We start from the raw sequence: 16229 nt of genomic DNA on the forward strand, positions 1-16229 counted from the left end.
GCCTAATAATGGATAGGATGTTAATGAAACCATTGAAACACACCCTACTCGCGCTTGTTGCCGCGAGCCAAGTTGCCATCGCTCACGCGCAGCCGGTTGAGCTGGATGGCGTTTCTGTCATCGTCAATGATGGGGTGATTTTACACAGTGACATCAACGCATCACTGAAAACATTGAAAGCCAACGCGCGTAAAAACAACCAAGCGTTACCCGATGAAGCGACGCTGCGTGAACAAGTCACGGAAAAACTTATCGTTGATACCATTCAGCAGCAAGAAGCTGAGCGATTGGGTGTGCGTATTGATGACAACCGTCTTAACCAAGCCATCGCTGAGATTGCCGAAAACAACAACCAGACCATCGAAGAACTGAGCAACGCTATTGTCAGTGAAGGTTTGAGTTATCCTGAATTTCGTGAACAAATCCGCAAAGAAATCGCGGCGAGCGAAGCACGCAATGCACTGGTTCGTCGCCGCATCAACATTCTGCCGGCTGAGGTCGATAACCTAGCGGATATTCTCGCGCAAGAGACCAACGCCACCGTGCAATACAAAATCAGCCATATTCAGTTGCGTGTCGACGACGGTGAAGACAAAGCCGAGGTAGAAAAAGAGGCGACAACGCTCGTTGAACGCCTCAATCAAGGTGAAGATTTTAGCACCATGGCCTACACCTATTCAAAAGGCCCGAAAGCCCTTGAAGGTGGTGATTGGGGCTGGATGCGTAAAGAAGAGATGCCAACCATCTTCGCCGACCAAATTAGCTTGCAAAACAAAGGTACCATCATTGGTCCATTTCGCAGTGGTGTCGGTTTCCATATCCTCAAAATCGACGACGTCAAAGGGCTAGAAACCGTGGCGGTGACCGAGGTAAATGCGCGTCACATCCTGATTAAGCCGACGGTAATCCTCAGTGATGAAGGGGTGCAAAAAGAGCTGAACGACATCATTGAGCGCATCAACAATGGCGAAGCGACCTTTGGTGAGATGGCGCAGCAATACAGCCAAGATCCAGGCTCAGCTGCACGTGACGGTGAACTCGGCTATCAAACCTCAGATCTTTACGTCCCTGAGTTCAAACACCAAGTGGACACCTTACCTGCTGGAGAGATCAGTGCGCCGTTTAAAACCGTTCATGGTTGGCACATTGTCGAAGTCCTCGATCGCCGCGAGGTGGACCGCACGGACTCCGCGCTAAAAAACCGCGCGTATCGCATATTGTTCAACCGAAAATTTAATGAAGAAGCCAGCACATGGATTCAAGAGATCCGAGCCAGCGCCTTTGTCGAAATGGTTGAGGATGAGCAAGATGACAATTAGACGTATCGTAGTCACCGCCGGTGAACCTGCCGGTATTGGTCCAGACTTAGTTCTGGCGCTCTCCAAAGAGAGTTGGACTCATCAGATAGTGGTGTGCGCCGATAAGTCCTTACTTGCCGAGCGCGCAGCTCAACTCGGTATTGAGGTTGAGCTGCTGGATTATCAGAAAGGCAGCGATCCGAGCCCACAACGTCAAGGTACGCTGATTGTCGATCACATTGCGATGGATGCCCCCTGCATTGCGGGCGAACTCAATGAAACGAACGGTCACTACGTACTAAAAACGCTCGAAAGAGCCGCTTTGGGCTGTATGAATAGTGAATTTGATGCTATTGTCACCGGCCCTGTGCACAAAGGGGTCATCAACCGTGCAGGTGTTGCATTCAGTGGCCATACTGAGTTTTTCGCTGAAAAGTCGAATACGCCACTGGTGGTCATGATGTTGGCGACACAAGGCTTGCGCGTCGCGCTTGTCACCACACACATACCTTTAGCGTATGTGTCCAAAGCGGTCACCACTGAACGCTTGGAAGCCATCATCCATATTCTTCACCAAGATTTGGTCGAGAAATTTGCGATCCCATCACCGAAAATTTACGTGTGTGGCTTAAACCCACACGCTGGTGAAGACGGTTGCTTAGGCCGAGAAGAGATAGAGACGATAACGCCAACGTTAGAGCGCTTACGCGAGCGCGATGGCATCGACCTCATCGGGCCGTTACCCGCTGACACCATCTTCAACGAAAAATACCTTGAAGAGGCGGACGCCGTATTAGGGATGTACCACGATCAGGTACTTCCTGTACTAAAATACAAAGGATTTGGGCGCTCAGTAAACATTACTTTGGGCTTGCCCTTTATTAGGACCTCCGTTGATCACGGCACCGCATTAGATCTTGCAGGAACAGGCGATGCGGACACAGGAAGCTTTAGAACTGCACTCGCTCATGCCATTGAGCTAGTGGAAAAGAAACCCAGTTAACTTGAGATCATTATGAGAAACGATGTCCACTTAGGACACAAAGCACGTAAACGCTTTGGTCAGAACTTTTTAAACGACCCATACATCATTGACGGTATCGTCTCGGCCATCAACCCACTACCTGGGCAGAACTTGGTTGAGATCGGCCCTGGCCTTGGCGCCATCACTGAGCCAGTCGGTCGTGAAGTGGATAAATTCACCGTGATCGAGCTTGACCGCGATCTAGCAGAGCGCCTACGCAATCACCCTGAACTGGCGGATAAGCTGACCATTCATGAAGGCGACGCGATGCGTTTCGACTTCTCGCAACTCGTTAAGCCGAACAACAAGCTGCGCATCTTCGGCAACCTGCCATACAATATCTCAACGCCGTTGATGTTCCACCTTTTTGAGTACCATAAAGACGTACAAGACATGCACTTTATGTTGCAAAAAGAAGTGGTGAACCGCCTCGCTGCTGGCCCTGGTACTAAGGCATACGGCCGCTTGACGGTGATGGCACAATACTACTGCAAAGTGGTGCCGGTCCTTGAAGTGCCGCCGACTGCGTTTGTTCCGCCACCGAAAGTCGACTCAGCCGTGGTTCGCTTGGTGCCTTACGAGACGCTGCCTTACCCAGCGACCAGCTTGAATTGGCTTGATCGCGTTTGCCGTGAAGGCTTCAACCAGCGCCGTAAAACCGTGCGCAACTGCTACAAGTCACTGATTGATGCAGAATCGCTTGAAGCGCTAGGTATTAACCCAGGCATGCGACCAGAGAACCTCACCTTGCAGCAATTTGTCTCCCTCGCCAACTGGCTGGATGCAAAACATCAATAAAATCATCTAGTATAAGGGGGGACAGTGCCAAGCATTGTCGCCCTTTTTCTTTTTTGGAGGTGTGAAATGGATGTCGACCCTTGCATCAAAGTTCAGGTCAATACTCGCTATATCCCTGAGCAGTCTCAACCACACACGAAGCGCTATATTTTCGCCTACGTGGTCACCATAAAAAACCTCAGCAATCAGACCGTGCAATTGATCAGCCGACGCTGGCTGATTACCGATGCCAATGGCAAGCAGATGACGGTGGAAGGCGATGGCGTTGTCGGCCAGCAGCCATTTATCGCTGCCGGTGATGAATACACGTACAGCAGTGGTACCGCACTCGAAACACCGGTCGGTGTTATGCAAGGCCAATACATAATGCACGATGAGCAAGGCCGTGAGTTCCATGCCGAGATTGAGCCTTTTCGCCTCGCACTGCCCAATATTCTTAACTAAATTAGGACAACGGTTTGGCTACCTATATTGTCGGTGACATTCAAGGCTGCTTTGACGAATTGCAGCAACTCCTCAGTAACATCAAATTCAAACCCAAAAAAGATACCCTCTGGTTCGCCGGCGATTTGGTCGCTCGCGGGCCCAAATCACTGGAAACCCTGCGCTTTGTCCAAAGCCTTGGCGAGAGCGCCAAAGTGGTGCTCGGTAACCACGATTTACACCTTCTGGCTGTTGCGCTGGGTATCCATAAGAAAAAAGACAAAGACAAAACGGCGCCGATTTTTGATGCGCCCGATAAACAGGCACTGCTTGACTGGTTGAGACAACAGCCGTTATTGGCAGAACATGACGAGTTCGTGATGTGCCATGCGGGCATCTCACCTGACTGGGATCTCGCAGAGGCCAGAGCGTGCGCCGCCGAAGTGGAAGCGATTTTAAAAAGTGACGATTGGCCTTGGCTGATTGAAAACATGTATGCCAACCAACCAGACAAATGGCACAACGCACTAAGCGGATTAGAGCGCTATCGCTACACCATCAATGCTTTCACGCGGATGCGATTTTGTTTTGCCGATGGGCGGCTAGACATGGCCTGCAAACTGCCACCAAAGCAAGTGAGCGATGGTGAATTGATGCCTTGGTTTAAACTGCCCAGTCGCATCGCACTGGAAAAGCCCGTGCTGTTTGGTCATTGGGCGGCCTTAGAAGGCTACCAGAGCAAGGAAGTGATTGGCTTAGACACTGGCTGTGTGTGGGGCGGAAAACTGACCTTACTCCATTGGGAAAAGCAGCGTTACCACAGTGTCGAAGCGGGGAAGAAATAGTAGAGGTCTGGGGTGATGGGTGATGGGTGATGGGTGATGGGTGATGGAGCTTAGGGACAAAATGGGCGAGTGCAAGCGCTATTAGGTAACGCTATTAGGTAAAAAGAGCGCGAACGGGAATGGTCCGCGCCAGAGTACTGCCCTACTTTTCTAACACCACAAACTGCATATCGTAGCGATTTTTCTCATCCGCAGCGTAGGCTTCACGGTAGGTTTCTTGATACGCATCGCCCCAGTCTGGGAACTGAGTATCGCCCTCTACTTTGGCATCAATAAAGGTCAGGTACAACTTATCTGCTTGCGCCAGACAGTGTTGATAGATGGAGCCGCCACCGATGATCATCACTTCCTCGACATCCCCAGCTGCGGCAAGCGCCTGCTCAATCGACGCTACCACCGTCACTCCTTCAATAGACAAACTGCTGTCTCGACTGATGACAATATTGGTTCGTCCCGGTAAAGGACGACCAATCGACTGATACGTTTTACGCCCCATCACCACAGGCTTGCCCATCGTACAGCGCTTGAACCACGCAAAGTCGGCGGGCAGATGCCACGGCATTTGGTTATCTTTTCCAATGACACGATCCTGGGCCATCGCCGCGATCATACTGATGATCATACTCTACTCCTAATCAAGACTGCGCAATATCAACGCTATACAATGGGTTTGCGGCGATAGAATAGCAACCCAGGCATCGCTAAGCCAACCGCTAATCCGGCAATAATAAACATCGCCTTGAGAAAGTTCTCGAGCAGCATAGCCACCAACTCGGGGCTGTAACCCACATGGTTGAGCTCCACTAATGCAATCATGGCTTTAAAAGCAAACACGCCCGGCACCATAGGGATCAACGCGGCGACAGTAAACACTTTCGGATGCGCCAAAAAGCGGCGTGACCAAACAATCCCCACCATGCTGACGATCATGGCCGCGAAAAACGTCGCCCACTCAATCGGCACGCCAAATTGCATCATCAAATAGCGTGAGCCATGACCAATCGCGCCACCTAGCGCGCAATACAGCAAGGCTTTTTGCGGCACATTGAACACCAGGGCAAAGCCCACCGCAGGTATGGCAGCGAACAACATATCATTGAGTAGACCTAACAACAGTTCCATTCCGACATCCATCATCACACTACCCACCCACGAACGCCAACCACACTCATCGCGGCGACAATGCCCAAACAGGTCGCCAACGTGAGTAAGCTTGCCATCACGAATCGAGCGATGCCCATGTTGGTGTAGCCTTTGAGCATATCAGCCACCGCATTGATCAACGGAAAGCCCGGCACGAGCATCAACACAGAAGACGCCATCACAATCGATGGTGCATTACCCAGCTCATAAATCACGGCTTGGGCCGAGATCACTGTAGTGACAAACGCCGTCACGGCAAAGTTCATCAGCGGGTTAAAGTGACGATGGCCTATCTCTTGGCGCACGATCATGCCACCGGATGAGGCGAGAAACGTCATCATAAACACCATCCAGTCGCCTCCTGCTAAGCGGCTAAAGGCGGCGCAAGATAGCCCAATCATCCCGACTACCAACCAACGGTTATATCGCTCGGGGCTGATGGCGTTGAGCTTGCGCTGCGCCATCTCATAGTCAATCACGCCGCGCTCAAGCATAATGCAGATACGTTGGATTTGAGTGACAGCACGCATATTAATACCGCGGTCGGGGCAACTGCGAGTAGTGGTGATGCAGTGCTGCTGATATAAGGTCGTCACGACGAGTGAACTTGATGATAGCGAGATTTCCACCTCATCCATTCCAGAGGCGCGCCCAAAGCGGCGCATCAAATCGCCCACCAACGTGCTTTCCGCGCCGTGAGCCAAGAGCATTTGCCCTGCTTGGGCAATCAAGCGAGAGACAGCTCGCTGCTTCGATGCCATATTACCGATGTCCTATTCCATTAGAGAGAAGTCACAGCCAAAGGCTGCTTATATTGATCAAGAAATATTGATCAAGAAAGTGCCCTATTGTGCAACTCACACACACTATACGTATTGATGTAGATAAAAAAACAGCCGCAATATGTGATTGCGGCTGTTTAAAAAGGTTTAATTAATCGCGGACGTAGACCACATGACCGTCGTCTTCTTCGTCGTCCCAATCATCCCAGTCGTCTTCATCTTCAGTGATGACGTCTTTACCTGACATGGCATCTTTGTGGTAATCATCCCACATGAAGTTGACCTTCTCTTCTTCAGAGATCTCTTCCTCTTCGCGTGGTAGAGATTCCATAAAGTCAGCCAGCTTGTAGCACAGCTCCTTAGTACCTTGTCGGTTGATGGCAGAGATTTTGAAGTACTCGTCTTCCCAACCCAGTGCATCAAGGATAGCTTGAATCACTTCATTGGCTTCCTCTTCTGGCATCAGATCCACTTTATTGAAGACCAACCAACGAGGCTTATCCGCAAGCTTCTCGCTATACTGCTCAAGCTCATCAATGATCGTCAGCGCATTTTGTACCGGATTCGATTGATCAATCGGCATGATATCGATCATATGCAGCAACACGCGACAACGCTCAAGGTGCTTCAAGAATCGAATACCAAGACCGGCACCGTCTGCCGCGCCTTCGATGAGGCCCGGGATGTCGGCGACAACAAAGCTTTTCTCTGGGACAACACTGACCACACCCAAGCTTGGGATCAAGGTCGTGAATGGGTAGTCCGCCACTTTCGGCTTCGCCGCAGAAACGGCGCGAATAAAGGTCGATTTACCCGCATTAGGAAGACCAAGCATACCCACATCGGCCAATAGCAATAGCTCTAAACGCAGCTCACGGATTTCACCTTTCGTACCCAGCGTCTTTTGACGTGGTGCACGGTTCACCGAGGATTTAAAACGCGTGTTACCTAAGCCGTGCCAACCGCCTTTTGCGACCATGACTTTTTTGCCATGCTCGGCCACTTCAGCCACGATTTCATTAGTGTGTATATCCACCGCACGTGTACCAACAGGCACGCGCAACACTTTGTCTTTTCCGCGTTTACCCGTACAGTTACCGCCGCGGCCATTTTCGCCACGCTCTGCTTCATAGAAGCGCTGAAAACGGTAATCAATTAGGGTGTTGAGGTTCTCGTCCGCTAGGATGTAAACATCACCACCGTCACCACCATCACCACCATCAGGGCCACCTTTGGTTACGAATTTTTCGCGCCAAAAACTGACAACACCACTACCGCCGTCGCCGGCTTGAACTTTAACGACCGCTTCATCAACGAATTTCATCTCTTACTCCGCTCTCTTACCGCGCACCTCGCTGAGTGCGCCGCTGCGTTGCAACATCATCTCAACCGCTCAGGTTGAATGATATAAATTCTAGCAGATTCCACCTTCAGCTTGATCTCATCAGCTGAGCAGGACATCGCCCGTGGGGAACCAATAATGAGGGACTCTTATACAGAGTGCCTGAGTATTGGTTCATAAATAAAAAACCCCGCCGAATCGGCAGGGCTTTTGAATTCAGTCAGAAGGTAAATTATTCAGCTTCGATGCTTACAAATTTACGGTTCTTAGGACCTTTCACTTCAAATTTCACTTTACCTTCAGTAAGAGCGAAAAGAGTGTGGTCTTTACCGATACCAACGTTGGTGCCAGCGTGGAACTTAGTACCACGTTGACGAACGATGATGTTACCTGCAAGAACAGATTCACCACCGAAACGCTTAACACCTAGACGTTTGCTTTCTGAATCGCGGCCGTTACGAGTAGAACCACCAGCTTTTTTGTGTGCCATTGTTAAACTCTCCTAATCGATTAAGCGTTGATACCAGTGATCTTCACTTCCGTGAACCACTGACGGTGACCTTGTTGCTTACGAGAGTGCTTACGACGACGGAACTTAACGATTTTAACTTTATCGCCACGACCGTGTTGTACAACTTCTGCTACAACTTTACCGCCCTCTACTAGAGGAGCACCAACTTTAATGTCTTCACCGTTAGCAACAAGAAGAACTTTATCAAATTCAACAGTTGCACCAGTTTCAACGTCTAATTTCTCTAAACGAAGAGTTTGACCTTCGCTTACACGGTGTTGTTTACCACCAGATTGGAAAACAGCGTACATATCTTACTCCGCTTTTTCCGCACAGCCTTATGCACTTTGGGCAATTTGGGTGTGCGCTAAACTAATCATCAATAGGGCGCAGATTCTACAGAAAGCTCGCACCTATGACAAGCCATATTTTTAAAAAATTGGCGAAAAGCTAATCGCCAATGAAAAGTGCGCCAATCATGCCCGTTAAGCATGTATTAATCAACGTTTTTTAGTGTATTATTGGCCAACAAATACAGATAAGAATACCTTACCAGTTCTAACCTTCAGCCGGATGTATAATGGATTTTAAAGCTATCCAAGCGCTCACTGCCGATGACATGGCAAAAGTGAATGAAACAATTCATGCCCAACTCAACTCTGACGTCTCTTTAATCAACCAACTCGGGTTTTATATCGTCAGTGGTGGCGGTAAACGAATCCGGCCGCTGCTTGCGGTGTTGTCTGCCCGGGCACTGGGCTACCAAGGTCAGGATCACACCACCGCCGCCGCCTTCATTGAGTTTATTCACACAGCGACCCTGTTGCACGATGATGTCGTGGATGAATCTGACATGCGCCGTGGTAAAGCCACCGCGAATGCCGCGTTTGGCAATGCCGCCAGTGTTTTGGTGGGTGATTACATCTATACCCGTTCATTCCAAATGATGACGGCACTCGGATCATTAAAGATCCTCGAGCTAATGAGTGACGCGGTGAATGTGATTTCCGAAGGTGAAGTGCAGCAGTTGATCAACTGTAACGATCCCGATACCACCGAAGAGAGCTACATGCAGGTCATCTATTCGAAGACGGCACGCCTATTCGAAGCGGCAACGCAAATCGGCGCGATTCTCACCGACGCTGACGCCGAACTTGAGCTCGCGATGCAAAACTACGGCAAATATCTCGGCACCGCATTCCAGTTGATTGATGATGTGATGGATTACACCTCTGACGGCGAGGAGATGGGTAAGAACGTGGGCGACGATCTGGCCGAGGGCAAACCGACTCTCCCTCTTCTTTACGCAATGCGCCATGCCACCCCAGAACAAGCGGCAATGATTCGCGAAGCCATTGAACAAGCAAACGGAATGGAGAAGCTCAACGAGATTCTGGCTGCGATGGATGAAACCGGCTCTTTGGAGTACACGCGCCAGCTGGCTTATCAAGAAGCCGATAAAGCCATCGCTCAGCTTGCCCTTGTGCCTGACTCGCCTTATAAAGAAGCATTGGTAACGCTTGCTCATATGGCGGTGCATCGCAGCGCTTAAACAGCGAAATCGTCCTCTCCTTATCAGGCAGTGAGTCAGCATTCACTGCCTGATCGCCATCCTATCGTTCGTCATCAAACCGTCATCGCTCAGTCACCGAACTCTCACTAAACTGTCCTTTCAGTGACATCTAAATGACCTACGCTCATCATCAACTCCTGTTTAGACGAGATTGATATGGACGTATCTAGCCCTTTCCGATTGCCGCGCAAAACGCCATTTGGCCTTGGTGAGAACCTCACTGAATGGGCCACGGGCCTCAGTCGTTTGGATAAGTTTTACGCCAAGCGCCCGGCTAACGCGACAACAGAACAGTTTCTTCGCTACACCTTAACTATCCTAGGTATCGATTACCAGATTGCAAAAGGCTCGCTCGATCCTATCCCGCGCAGCGGCGCGACAGTTGTTGTCGCTAATCATCCGCTGGGCTGCGTCGAAGGCGTTATCCTCGCTGAGTTGCTACTGCATATCCGCCAAGACGTGCAGATCTTAGCCAACCAGTACCTAAAAACTGTCCCTGAGTTGGATCGTCTATTTATTGGTGTGGATGTGTTTGAAGGCAAACAGGCGCACAAAGCCAATTTAAAAGCGCTGAGACTCGCTCACCAACACCTAGAGCAAGGCGGGATCTTATTGATCTTTCCCGCTGGCGAAGTGTCACAACTGGTCGATAGCAAAACTCAGAAATTAGAAGATAAAGAGTGGAGCCGCTCGGTCGCTAGCTTAGTGCGAAGATCCAAAGCCACCACGGTGCCCGTCTTTATTGACGGCCAAAACTCAAAACGCTTTTACCTTGCGGGAAAGGTGCATCCACTGCTGCGCACATTAATGCTGGGTCGAGAATTACTCAACAAATCAAACACCCCGATTCGACTCTCCATCGGCTCGGCCATCAAGTACAAAGAGCTCCACTCGCTCAGCGATACTCAAGTCGTCAACTATCTGCGTCTCAATACCTATTTGCTAGCGGCAAACACTCAGCTTCGCTCCAATAAAGCGCCTGGCATTGATCTCAGCGGTCCTATCGCGAGCCCTCTCCCAGCGAGCGATCTTGAAGTGGATCTCAACCAATTGCCGCGCGATCATCACCTATTATCGAGCGGTGAATTCGATGTCTACTGCACCAGCGCCGACTACATTCCCTCTGTGTTGTATGAAATCGGCCGCCTGCGTGAAAAGAACTTTCGCGCGGTGGGAGAAGGGACGGGCTTGGCCCTCGACATCGATCAGTTTGATGGTCACTACCAACATCTGTTTATTTGGGACAGAGAGCAACGCCGCCTGGTCGGCGCCTACCGACTCGGTTTGGTCGATAAACTGATTGAGCAACAAGGGGTTGATGCGCTCTACTCTCGTACTTTGTTTGAATATGATGAGCGCTTTATTAATACGATGGGCTGCGCCATTGAAATGGGCCGCTCAGTGATCGATAAGCCGTATCAAAAAAGCATGGGCGCTTTACTCTTGCTTTGGAAGGGCATAGCAACGTTTGTTTCTCGCCATCCTCACTATACGCACCTGTTTGGCCCAGTCAGCATCAGTAGTGATTACAGCGAGCAGGCAAGACAACTGCTCGCAGAAACCATGACACTGCACCACTACGACACGAAAGCCGCTGAGTACGTCTCGCCGTCCAACCCGCTACCGAAACACGACACCCACTGGAACACCAGCATGTTAACCGCGCTGGCGGATTTACAACTGCTCTCTCGCGTGATTGATCGTATTGACGAAGGCAAGGGAGTCCCTGTTCTGCTGCGTCAATATTTGAACCTCAATGGCAAGCTGGTCTCATTCAATGTCGATCCTGATTTCAACAACGCTTTGGATGGATTGATCATGGTGGATTTAACTCGTGTTGGCACCAAAACTCTTGCCCGCTATATGGGTCAAGATGCCGCAAGCCAATACCTTGAGCATCACCACCCGCAAGCGGATTGATCCCTATCGAGCAAAAACTCAATGCCATGTGATTCACATGGCATTTTCCATCGATCGCATCATTACTCTAAAAGCGCGGCTATTTTTGGGGCAATTTAACTTCTTGCCGCTCAGCTAAGCTCACTTCTCACTGTTTATTCATTCTCTATCCGAATATCTTCTCGCCCAATCACTTGATGCCGCCAATAAAATGGTTGACGAAAAATAGCGCAAATTCGAAGCTAACAGCGAATTTGAAGCAATAGACAAAAATCATTGCAATATTCTAATAACAACACAAAAGGACGTGAACTCAACATGCTGCCATCCACTCCCCGCTCACTCAAAAACATGAAACGCGTGACGACCACGTTGCTCACGAGCGTATGCGCTCTGCTTGCTAGCGTCAGCCACGCTGACGATAAAATCTACCGACTCAAACTTGCCGAAACTTGGGGGCCCAATACCCCTATCCTAGGTGATGCAAGTAAGAACATGGCCAAACTGGCTGAAGAGATGTCCAATGGTCGTTTGCAGATCCGTATTGACTCTGCCAATAAGCACAAAGCGCCTTTGGGTATTTTTGATATGGTCAAATCCGGTCAATACGATTTAGGCCATTCCAGTTCTTACTACTGGAAAGGCAAGGTACCCAATACGCTATTTTTCTCCTCGATGCCTTTTGGCATGATGGCGACCGAGCAATACGCGTGGTTTTATCGCGGTGGCGGTATGGAGTTGATGGAGAAAGTCTACGCGCCGCACAATTTGCTCTCTTTCCCCGGCGGTAACTCCGATATTCAGATGGGTGGCTGGTTCAAAAAAGAGATCAACACCATTGATGATCTGCAAGGGCTGAAAATCCGCATTCCGGGCTTTGCCGGTGAAGTCATGGCGCGCGTCGGCGCCGCTCCAACTAACATCGCACCTGGGGAACTCTACACCTCACTCGAGAGAGGCACAATTGACGCACTCGAATGGGTCGGCCCTGCTTTTGATTTGCGCATGGGCTTTCAAAAAATCGCGCCGTATTATTACACCGCGTGGCACGAGCCAGGTTCCGAGACGCAGTTCTTAGTCAACAAGAAGGTGTGGGACAGCTTGCCAAAGGATCTGCAAGTGATCCTAGAAACCGCCTTTAGAGTGGCCGCTTTTGACATGTATACCCAAGCGATTGACGCTAATGCCAACAGTTGGGCAAGCATGAGCCAAGAGTTCCCAGACATCAAAGTGCGCGACTTCCCGCCGCAAGTATTGTCAGCGCTACACAGCGCCACAGAAGCCTTGCTGCAAGAGCAAGCAGAAAAAGACGCACTGGCGCAAGAGATCATCACTTCGCAACGCGAGTACCTCACTAAAGTGCGCGCTTGGACCGACATCTCGACCAAAGCCTATCTTGAGACGACGCCTTAAGCGCTGTACGGTTATTCCTGTCAAAAAATATGGCTGTCAAAAAGCATTGCTTTCAAAGTGACATTCTCAACAACTATCGCCGCCTTCGGGCGGCGTTTTTAGTCGCTCGATGATCAACTCCATCCTTCCTTCACACTCCTTTTCTCGCTTTATAAAAAAACTGTCACTATTGATGTGGAGAATAGAGTCATAGAAGCCATTGACAGCCTAATTCGTGACGAAAGATCATTTATTCCACAAAAATAGTGGCGAAATCTCACGCCTTATTTTACAATGCAAATTAAGAAATCCAATCGAGCACTTGAAACAGGATAAAGACCAATGAGACTGATTCCCCTAAAAAATGCAGAACAAGTCGGCAAATGGGCTGCACGTCATATCGCGAAGAAAATCAACGCCTTCAAACCGACGGAAGAACGCCCATTTGTTTTAGGTCTACCCACTGGCGGTACGCCACTGTCGACATACAAAGCACTGATCGAGCTATACCAAGCCGGTGAAGTCAGCTTTAAACACGTCGTCACGTTCAACATGGATGAGTACGTGGGCATCGACCCAGATCACCCAGAGTCATACCGCTCTTTCATGTACAACAACTTCTTCAACCATGTTGATATTCAAGAAGAGAACATCAACCTGCTTGACGGCCAAGCGGACGACATCGATGCACACTGCGCAGCTTACGAAGACAAAATCCGCTCTTACGGCAAGATCAACCTATTTATGGGTGGCGTTGGCATTGATGGTCACATCGCGTTTAACGAGCCAGGCTCATCACTCTCATCACGTACTCGTATCAAAACATTGACCGAAGACACGCGGATCGCAAACTCTCGTTTCTTTGATAACGACATCAACCAAGTGCCAAAATTTGCGTTAACGATTGGTGTCGCAACGCTACTAGACGCCGAAGAAGTGATGATTCTCTCGCTTGGTCACAACAAAGCCTTGGCACTGCAAATGGCGATTGAAGGCAGCGTAAACCACATGTGGACAGTCACTGCACTGCAAATGCATCGCAAAGCAATCATCGTTGCGGATGAGCCAGCGCAGCAAGAGCTTAAAGTGAAGACAGTGAAATACTTCTCTGAACTGGAAGCGGAAAACATCAAAGGTCTGTAAGACGTTTTCGCTAGCACGAAACAAAAAAGCCACTTCGGTGGCTTTTTTCTTGTCTGATATAGTTGGCCAAGGAAATGGCCTAAAATAATGGTCTAGAATGGCTATCTAACATAGATGACGAAAAACGCTATCTAAAATAGATAGCGACAATAGAGCTGACAAAGAAAATCACTAGGAGGTCAGCGCGTTTTCTCTTGCGAGCTGCTGATGGATGTCGTTCACGGCCAACACTATGGTGGAACGCACTTTTTGGAAATGACGGTCTAAAAACATGGCTTTCATTTCGTCATTTAATCCCTCGACCAACTCGGGTGAGTAATCGATAGGCATGATTTTCTGTATCGCGTTCACTCGGTTGAGCTCAAACACGATATCTTGGTCCCAGAAGTCCACTTTCCCCTCTTGAACCTTAACCCACTCTTTTAGGGTGACAAACACTTCGATGTCGTCATAGGTTTGTTTACTGATCACCCCAAGCCCGAGCAGTAACTTGATGCGCACCAGTATTTCCCCTAATGGCCCATCACTGGTCAGTAATGGGTCGACGACGAATTTCACTGCGTAATCGTCTTTGTGGAAAATACTTTTTAACAAGGCATCGAGCATGTCTTCCAATACATCATAAGCACATAGCAGACACTCAGCGGCATTGGCTGATTCTGCTAGCTCTTCTAAGAGTTCAACTTCATGACTCGAGTGTATTGGCATGGCTTCTTCAAAAGGAGAAAGTGCCACATCAGTGGCACTTTGGTGTTCCATCATTCATTGATTGCGTTATACGCTTGTTCGGCTAGTTTAACAACTTCTGAGTCAATATTCAGCTCTGAATAGTGGGCTAGCGTCTCGGCAAATCCTTTTTCTGCGAACATGCTCTGCAATTCAACCGCTTGTGGGTCATCGTCATTCTTGTAATGGAAGGCCGCAGCAATCCCTTTGATCAAGTGCGCGTTTGGCAACCCATACTCCAAGGTGCCATTGAGTGGCTTGATCAAACGATCTTGCGGGCTGAGCTTACGAATAGGCTGGCGACCGACGCGGTCCACTTCATCACGCAAGTACGGGTTGGCGAAACGACCTAAGATTTTCTCAATGTAGGCTGCGTGGGCTTTAGGATCAAAACCGTAGCGCTGGATCAGTACTGCCCCGCTTTCTTCCATCGCCGCTTTCACTTCTTGGCGAATCGCTGGATCTTCAATCGAGTCTTTGATGGTCTCATGGCCCGCTAGTACACCGAGATAAGCTGTGATCAAGTGACCAGTGTTGAGCGTAAACAGCTTACGTTCGACAAACGCCATCAAGTTGTCTGTGCACTCCATTCCCGGGATGGTTGGGATTGGGCCGTTGAACTGAGTTTGATCTACAATCCACTCACTGAAGGTTTCCACCGTGACGGCCAGTGGATCGGTTTCGCCCTCTTCTGCCGGCGGCACGATGCGGTCAACCGCAGAATCGACAAAACCAATGTGCGCATCACTGAACGCTTTGAGTTCATCACTAAGATGCGCATACACAGCTTCTTTAAGCTGAGTGGTACCACGCACCATGTTTTCTGCCGCGATAACGTTCAGTGGCGACGTGTTGCCCGCAGCAAAACGCTGCTCAATGCCTTTAGCAATCGAGCCAGAAATAATCTTGAGTACGGTTGGGCCTACCGCTGTGGTGATGAGATCGGCGTTGGCGATGCAGCCAATCACCTCATCGGTGGCGGAGTTGACTGCCGTGACGTTTTTTACCACTTCCACGACACACTCTTCACCGACGACTTTCACTGGGTATTCGTTGCGTCTTTGCAACTCAGAGACGACCGTTTCGTTGACGTCTGCAAATGTGACTTCCATGCCTGCGTCTGAGAGTAATTTACCGATGAAACCACGACCGATATTTCCTGCACCAAAATGTAACGCTTTCATAATCACTAACCTTTCAAATGTTGAATCTGTATAGCTAACGGCTTAACAGCACACGACTAAGCCTTCAGCTATCTAGACTAAAAAGGAGGCCAGAGCGGGGGAGAACTGGCCTCGTTCACTTAGGAGCTAGACAAAAGTACTGCTAT

At 49.6% G+C, this 16229-nt stretch carries 17 protein-coding genes; 9 read left to right on the plus strand and 8 right to left on the minus strand.

The window, feature by feature from the left end:
- Positions 1–23 precede the first annotated feature (23 nt).
- The 5 genes from surA (at position 24) to apaH (ending at position 4388) form a co-directional block, all read left to right on the plus strand.
- Entirely contained in the window at positions 24–1319 is a 1296-nt protein-coding gene (surA, locus tag AC6R1O_RS14455; protein ID WP_500657265.1) for a peptidylprolyl isomerase SurA, read from the plus strand.
- Positions 1300–2301: a 4-hydroxythreonine-4-phosphate dehydrogenase PdxA gene (pdxA, locus tag AC6R1O_RS14460; protein WP_500657266.1), complete on the plus strand. Its 1002-nt coding sequence runs from the start codon at positions 1300–1302 to the stop codon at positions 2299–2301. The genes surA and pdxA overlap by 20 nt, the downstream gene beginning before the upstream one ends.
- Positions 2302–2313: 12 nt before the next feature.
- Positions 2314–3120 carry a 16S rRNA (adenine(1518)-N(6)/adenine(1519)-N(6))-dimethyltransferase RsmA gene (gene rsmA, locus AC6R1O_RS14465; RefSeq protein ID WP_334553605.1) on the plus strand — a complete coding sequence of 269 codons (807 nt, stop codon included), beginning with the start codon at positions 2314–2316 and terminating at the stop codon, positions 3118–3120.
- Positions 3121–3186: 66 nt separating this feature from the next.
- Entirely contained in the window at positions 3187–3564 is a 378-nt protein-coding gene (apaG, locus tag AC6R1O_RS14470; protein ID WP_500657267.1) for a Co2+/Mg2+ efflux facilitator ApaG/CorD, read from the plus strand.
- Positions 3565–3578: 14 nt separating this feature from the next.
- On the plus strand, positions 3579–4388 hold the full coding sequence (apaH, locus tag AC6R1O_RS14475; RefSeq protein ID WP_500657268.1) for a bis(5'-nucleosyl)-tetraphosphatase (symmetrical) ApaH: 810 nt from the start codon (positions 3579–3581) through the stop codon (positions 4386–4388).
- A gap of 142 nt (positions 4389–4530) precedes the next feature.
- Here apaH and folA read toward each other — a convergent pair whose 3' ends face one another.
- From folA to rplU, 6 genes are all read right to left on the minus strand, one after another.
- Positions 4531–5010: a type 3 dihydrofolate reductase gene (gene folA, locus AC6R1O_RS14480; RefSeq protein ID WP_500631455.1), complete on the minus strand. Its 480-nt coding sequence runs from the start codon at positions 5008–5010 to the stop codon at positions 4531–4533.
- Positions 5011–5045: 35 nt separating this feature from the next.
- Complete coding sequence (locus AC6R1O_RS14485) at positions 5046–5510, minus strand: threonine/serine exporter family protein (protein WP_500657269.1); 465 nt, start codon at positions 5508–5510, stop codon at positions 5046–5048.
- 14 nt (positions 5511–5524) lie between these two features.
- Positions 5525–6292 carry a threonine/serine exporter family protein gene (locus AC6R1O_RS14490; protein ID WP_500657270.1) on the minus strand — a complete coding sequence of 256 codons (768 nt, stop codon included), beginning with the start codon at positions 6290–6292 and terminating at the stop codon, positions 5525–5527.
- A gap of 172 nt (positions 6293–6464) precedes the next feature.
- Positions 6465–7637, minus strand: coding sequence for an Obg family GTPase CgtA (gene cgtA, locus AC6R1O_RS14495; protein ID WP_500657271.1), 1173 nt, complete (start codon positions 7635–7637; stop codon positions 6465–6467).
- A 250-nt stretch (positions 7638–7887) separates the two neighbouring features.
- Positions 7888–8145 (minus strand): 50S ribosomal protein L27, encoded by a 258-nt coding sequence (gene rpmA, locus AC6R1O_RS14500; protein ID WP_004409945.1) that lies wholly within the window; start codon positions 8143–8145, stop codon positions 7888–7890.
- Between the two features lie 20 nt (positions 8146–8165).
- Positions 8166–8477: a 50S ribosomal protein L21 gene (rplU, locus tag AC6R1O_RS14505; RefSeq protein ID WP_000271393.1), complete on the minus strand. Its 312-nt coding sequence runs from the start codon at positions 8475–8477 to the stop codon at positions 8166–8168.
- Positions 8478–8746: 269 nt separating this feature from the next.
- Between rplU and ispB the strand changes: the two genes are divergently transcribed.
- The 4 genes from ispB to nagB all read left to right on the plus strand — a co-directional run bounded on the left by ispB (position 8747) and on the right by nagB (position 14173).
- Positions 8747–9718, plus strand: coding sequence for an octaprenyl diphosphate synthase (ispB, locus tag AC6R1O_RS14510; RefSeq protein ID WP_500657272.1), 972 nt, complete (start codon positions 8747–8749; stop codon positions 9716–9718).
- A 177-nt stretch (positions 9719–9895) separates the two neighbouring features.
- The gene (locus tag AC6R1O_RS14515) at positions 9896–11659 is read left to right on the plus strand and encodes a bifunctional lysophospholipid acyltransferase family protein/GNAT family N-acetyltransferase (RefSeq protein WP_500657273.1); all 1764 of its coding nucleotides are present in this window, start codon (positions 9896–9898) and stop codon (positions 11657–11659) included.
- Between the two features lie 330 nt (positions 11660–11989).
- Positions 11990–13051 carry a TRAP transporter substrate-binding protein gene (locus AC6R1O_RS14520; protein ID WP_500657274.1) on the plus strand — a complete coding sequence of 354 codons (1062 nt, stop codon included), beginning with the start codon at positions 11990–11992 and terminating at the stop codon, positions 13049–13051.
- Between the two features lie 321 nt (positions 13052–13372).
- Positions 13373–14173 carry a glucosamine-6-phosphate deaminase gene (nagB, locus tag AC6R1O_RS14525; protein ID WP_500637081.1) on the plus strand — a complete coding sequence of 267 codons (801 nt, stop codon included), beginning with the start codon at positions 13373–13375 and terminating at the stop codon, positions 14171–14173.
- A 171-nt stretch (positions 14174–14344) separates the two neighbouring features.
- Here the strand turns inward: nagB and AC6R1O_RS14530 are convergent, their stop codons facing one another.
- Together AC6R1O_RS14530 and AC6R1O_RS14535 are read right to left on the minus strand one after the other, a co-directional pair.
- The gene (locus AC6R1O_RS14530; protein WP_487902172.1) at positions 14345–14881 is read right to left on the minus strand and encodes an MltR family transcriptional regulator; all 537 of its coding nucleotides are present in this window, start codon (positions 14879–14881) and stop codon (positions 14345–14347) included.
- Positions 14882–14931: 50 nt separating this feature from the next.
- Positions 14932–16083, minus strand: a complete 1152-nt coding sequence (locus AC6R1O_RS14535) for a mannitol-1-phosphate 5-dehydrogenase (protein ID WP_500629574.1) — start codon at positions 16081–16083, stop codon at positions 14932–14934.
- Positions 16084–16229: the final 146 nt, after the last annotated feature.

The organism is Vibrio sp. R11-SG3-ISO3-SZ, assembly GCF_059834345.1.

What these genes read in the sequence shown, in the direction of transcription:
- surA (WP_500657265.1), top strand. Translation starts at nt 24, where the DNA reads ATGAAACCATTGAAACACACCCTACTCGCGCTTGTTGCCGCGAGCCAA.
- pdxA (WP_500657266.1), top strand. Translation starts at nt 1,300, where the DNA reads ATGAGCAAGATGACAATTAGACGTATCGTAGTCACCGCCGGTGAACCT.
- rsmA (WP_334553605.1), top strand. Translation starts at nt 2,314, where the DNA reads ATGAGAAACGATGTCCACTTAGGACACAAAGCACGTAAACGCTTTGGT.
- apaG (WP_500657267.1), top strand. Translation starts at nt 3,187, where the DNA reads ATGGATGTCGACCCTTGCATCAAAGTTCAGGTCAATACTCGCTATATC.
- folA (WP_500631455.1), bottom strand. Translation starts at nt 5,010, where the DNA reads ATGATCATCAGTATGATCGCGGCGATGGCCCAGGATCGTGTCATTGGA.
- AC6R1O_RS14485 (WP_500657269.1), bottom strand. Translation starts at nt 5,510, where the DNA reads ATGGAACTGTTGTTAGGTCTACTCAATGATATGTTGTTCGCTGCCATA.
- AC6R1O_RS14490 (WP_500657270.1), bottom strand. Translation starts at nt 6,292, where the DNA reads ATGGCATCGAAGCAGCGAGCTGTCTCTCGCTTGATTGCCCAAGCAGGG.
- cgtA (WP_500657271.1), bottom strand. Translation starts at nt 7,637, where the DNA reads ATGAAATTCGTTGATGAAGCGGTCGTTAAAGTTCAAGCCGGCGACGGC.
- rpmA (WP_004409945.1), bottom strand. Translation starts at nt 8,145, where the DNA reads ATGGCACACAAAAAAGCTGGTGGTTCTACTCGTAACGGCCGCGATTCA.
- rplU (WP_000271393.1), bottom strand. Translation starts at nt 8,477, where the DNA reads ATGTACGCTGTTTTCCAATCTGGTGGTAAACAACACCGTGTAAGCGAA.
- ispB (WP_500657272.1), top strand. Translation starts at nt 8,747, where the DNA reads ATGGATTTTAAAGCTATCCAAGCGCTCACTGCCGATGACATGGCAAAA.
- AC6R1O_RS14515 (WP_500657273.1), top strand. Translation starts at nt 9,896, where the DNA reads ATGGACGTATCTAGCCCTTTCCGATTGCCGCGCAAAACGCCATTTGGC.
- AC6R1O_RS14520 (WP_500657274.1), top strand. Translation starts at nt 11,990, where the DNA reads ATGAAACGCGTGACGACCACGTTGCTCACGAGCGTATGCGCTCTGCTT.
- nagB (WP_500637081.1), top strand. Translation starts at nt 13,373, where the DNA reads ATGAGACTGATTCCCCTAAAAAATGCAGAACAAGTCGGCAAATGGGCT.
- AC6R1O_RS14530 (WP_487902172.1), bottom strand. Translation starts at nt 14,881, where the DNA reads ATGCCAATACACTCGAGTCATGAAGTTGAACTCTTAGAAGAGCTAGCA.
- AC6R1O_RS14535 (WP_500629574.1), bottom strand. Translation starts at nt 16,083, where the DNA reads ATGAAAGCGTTACATTTTGGTGCAGGAAATATCGGTCGTGGTTTCATC.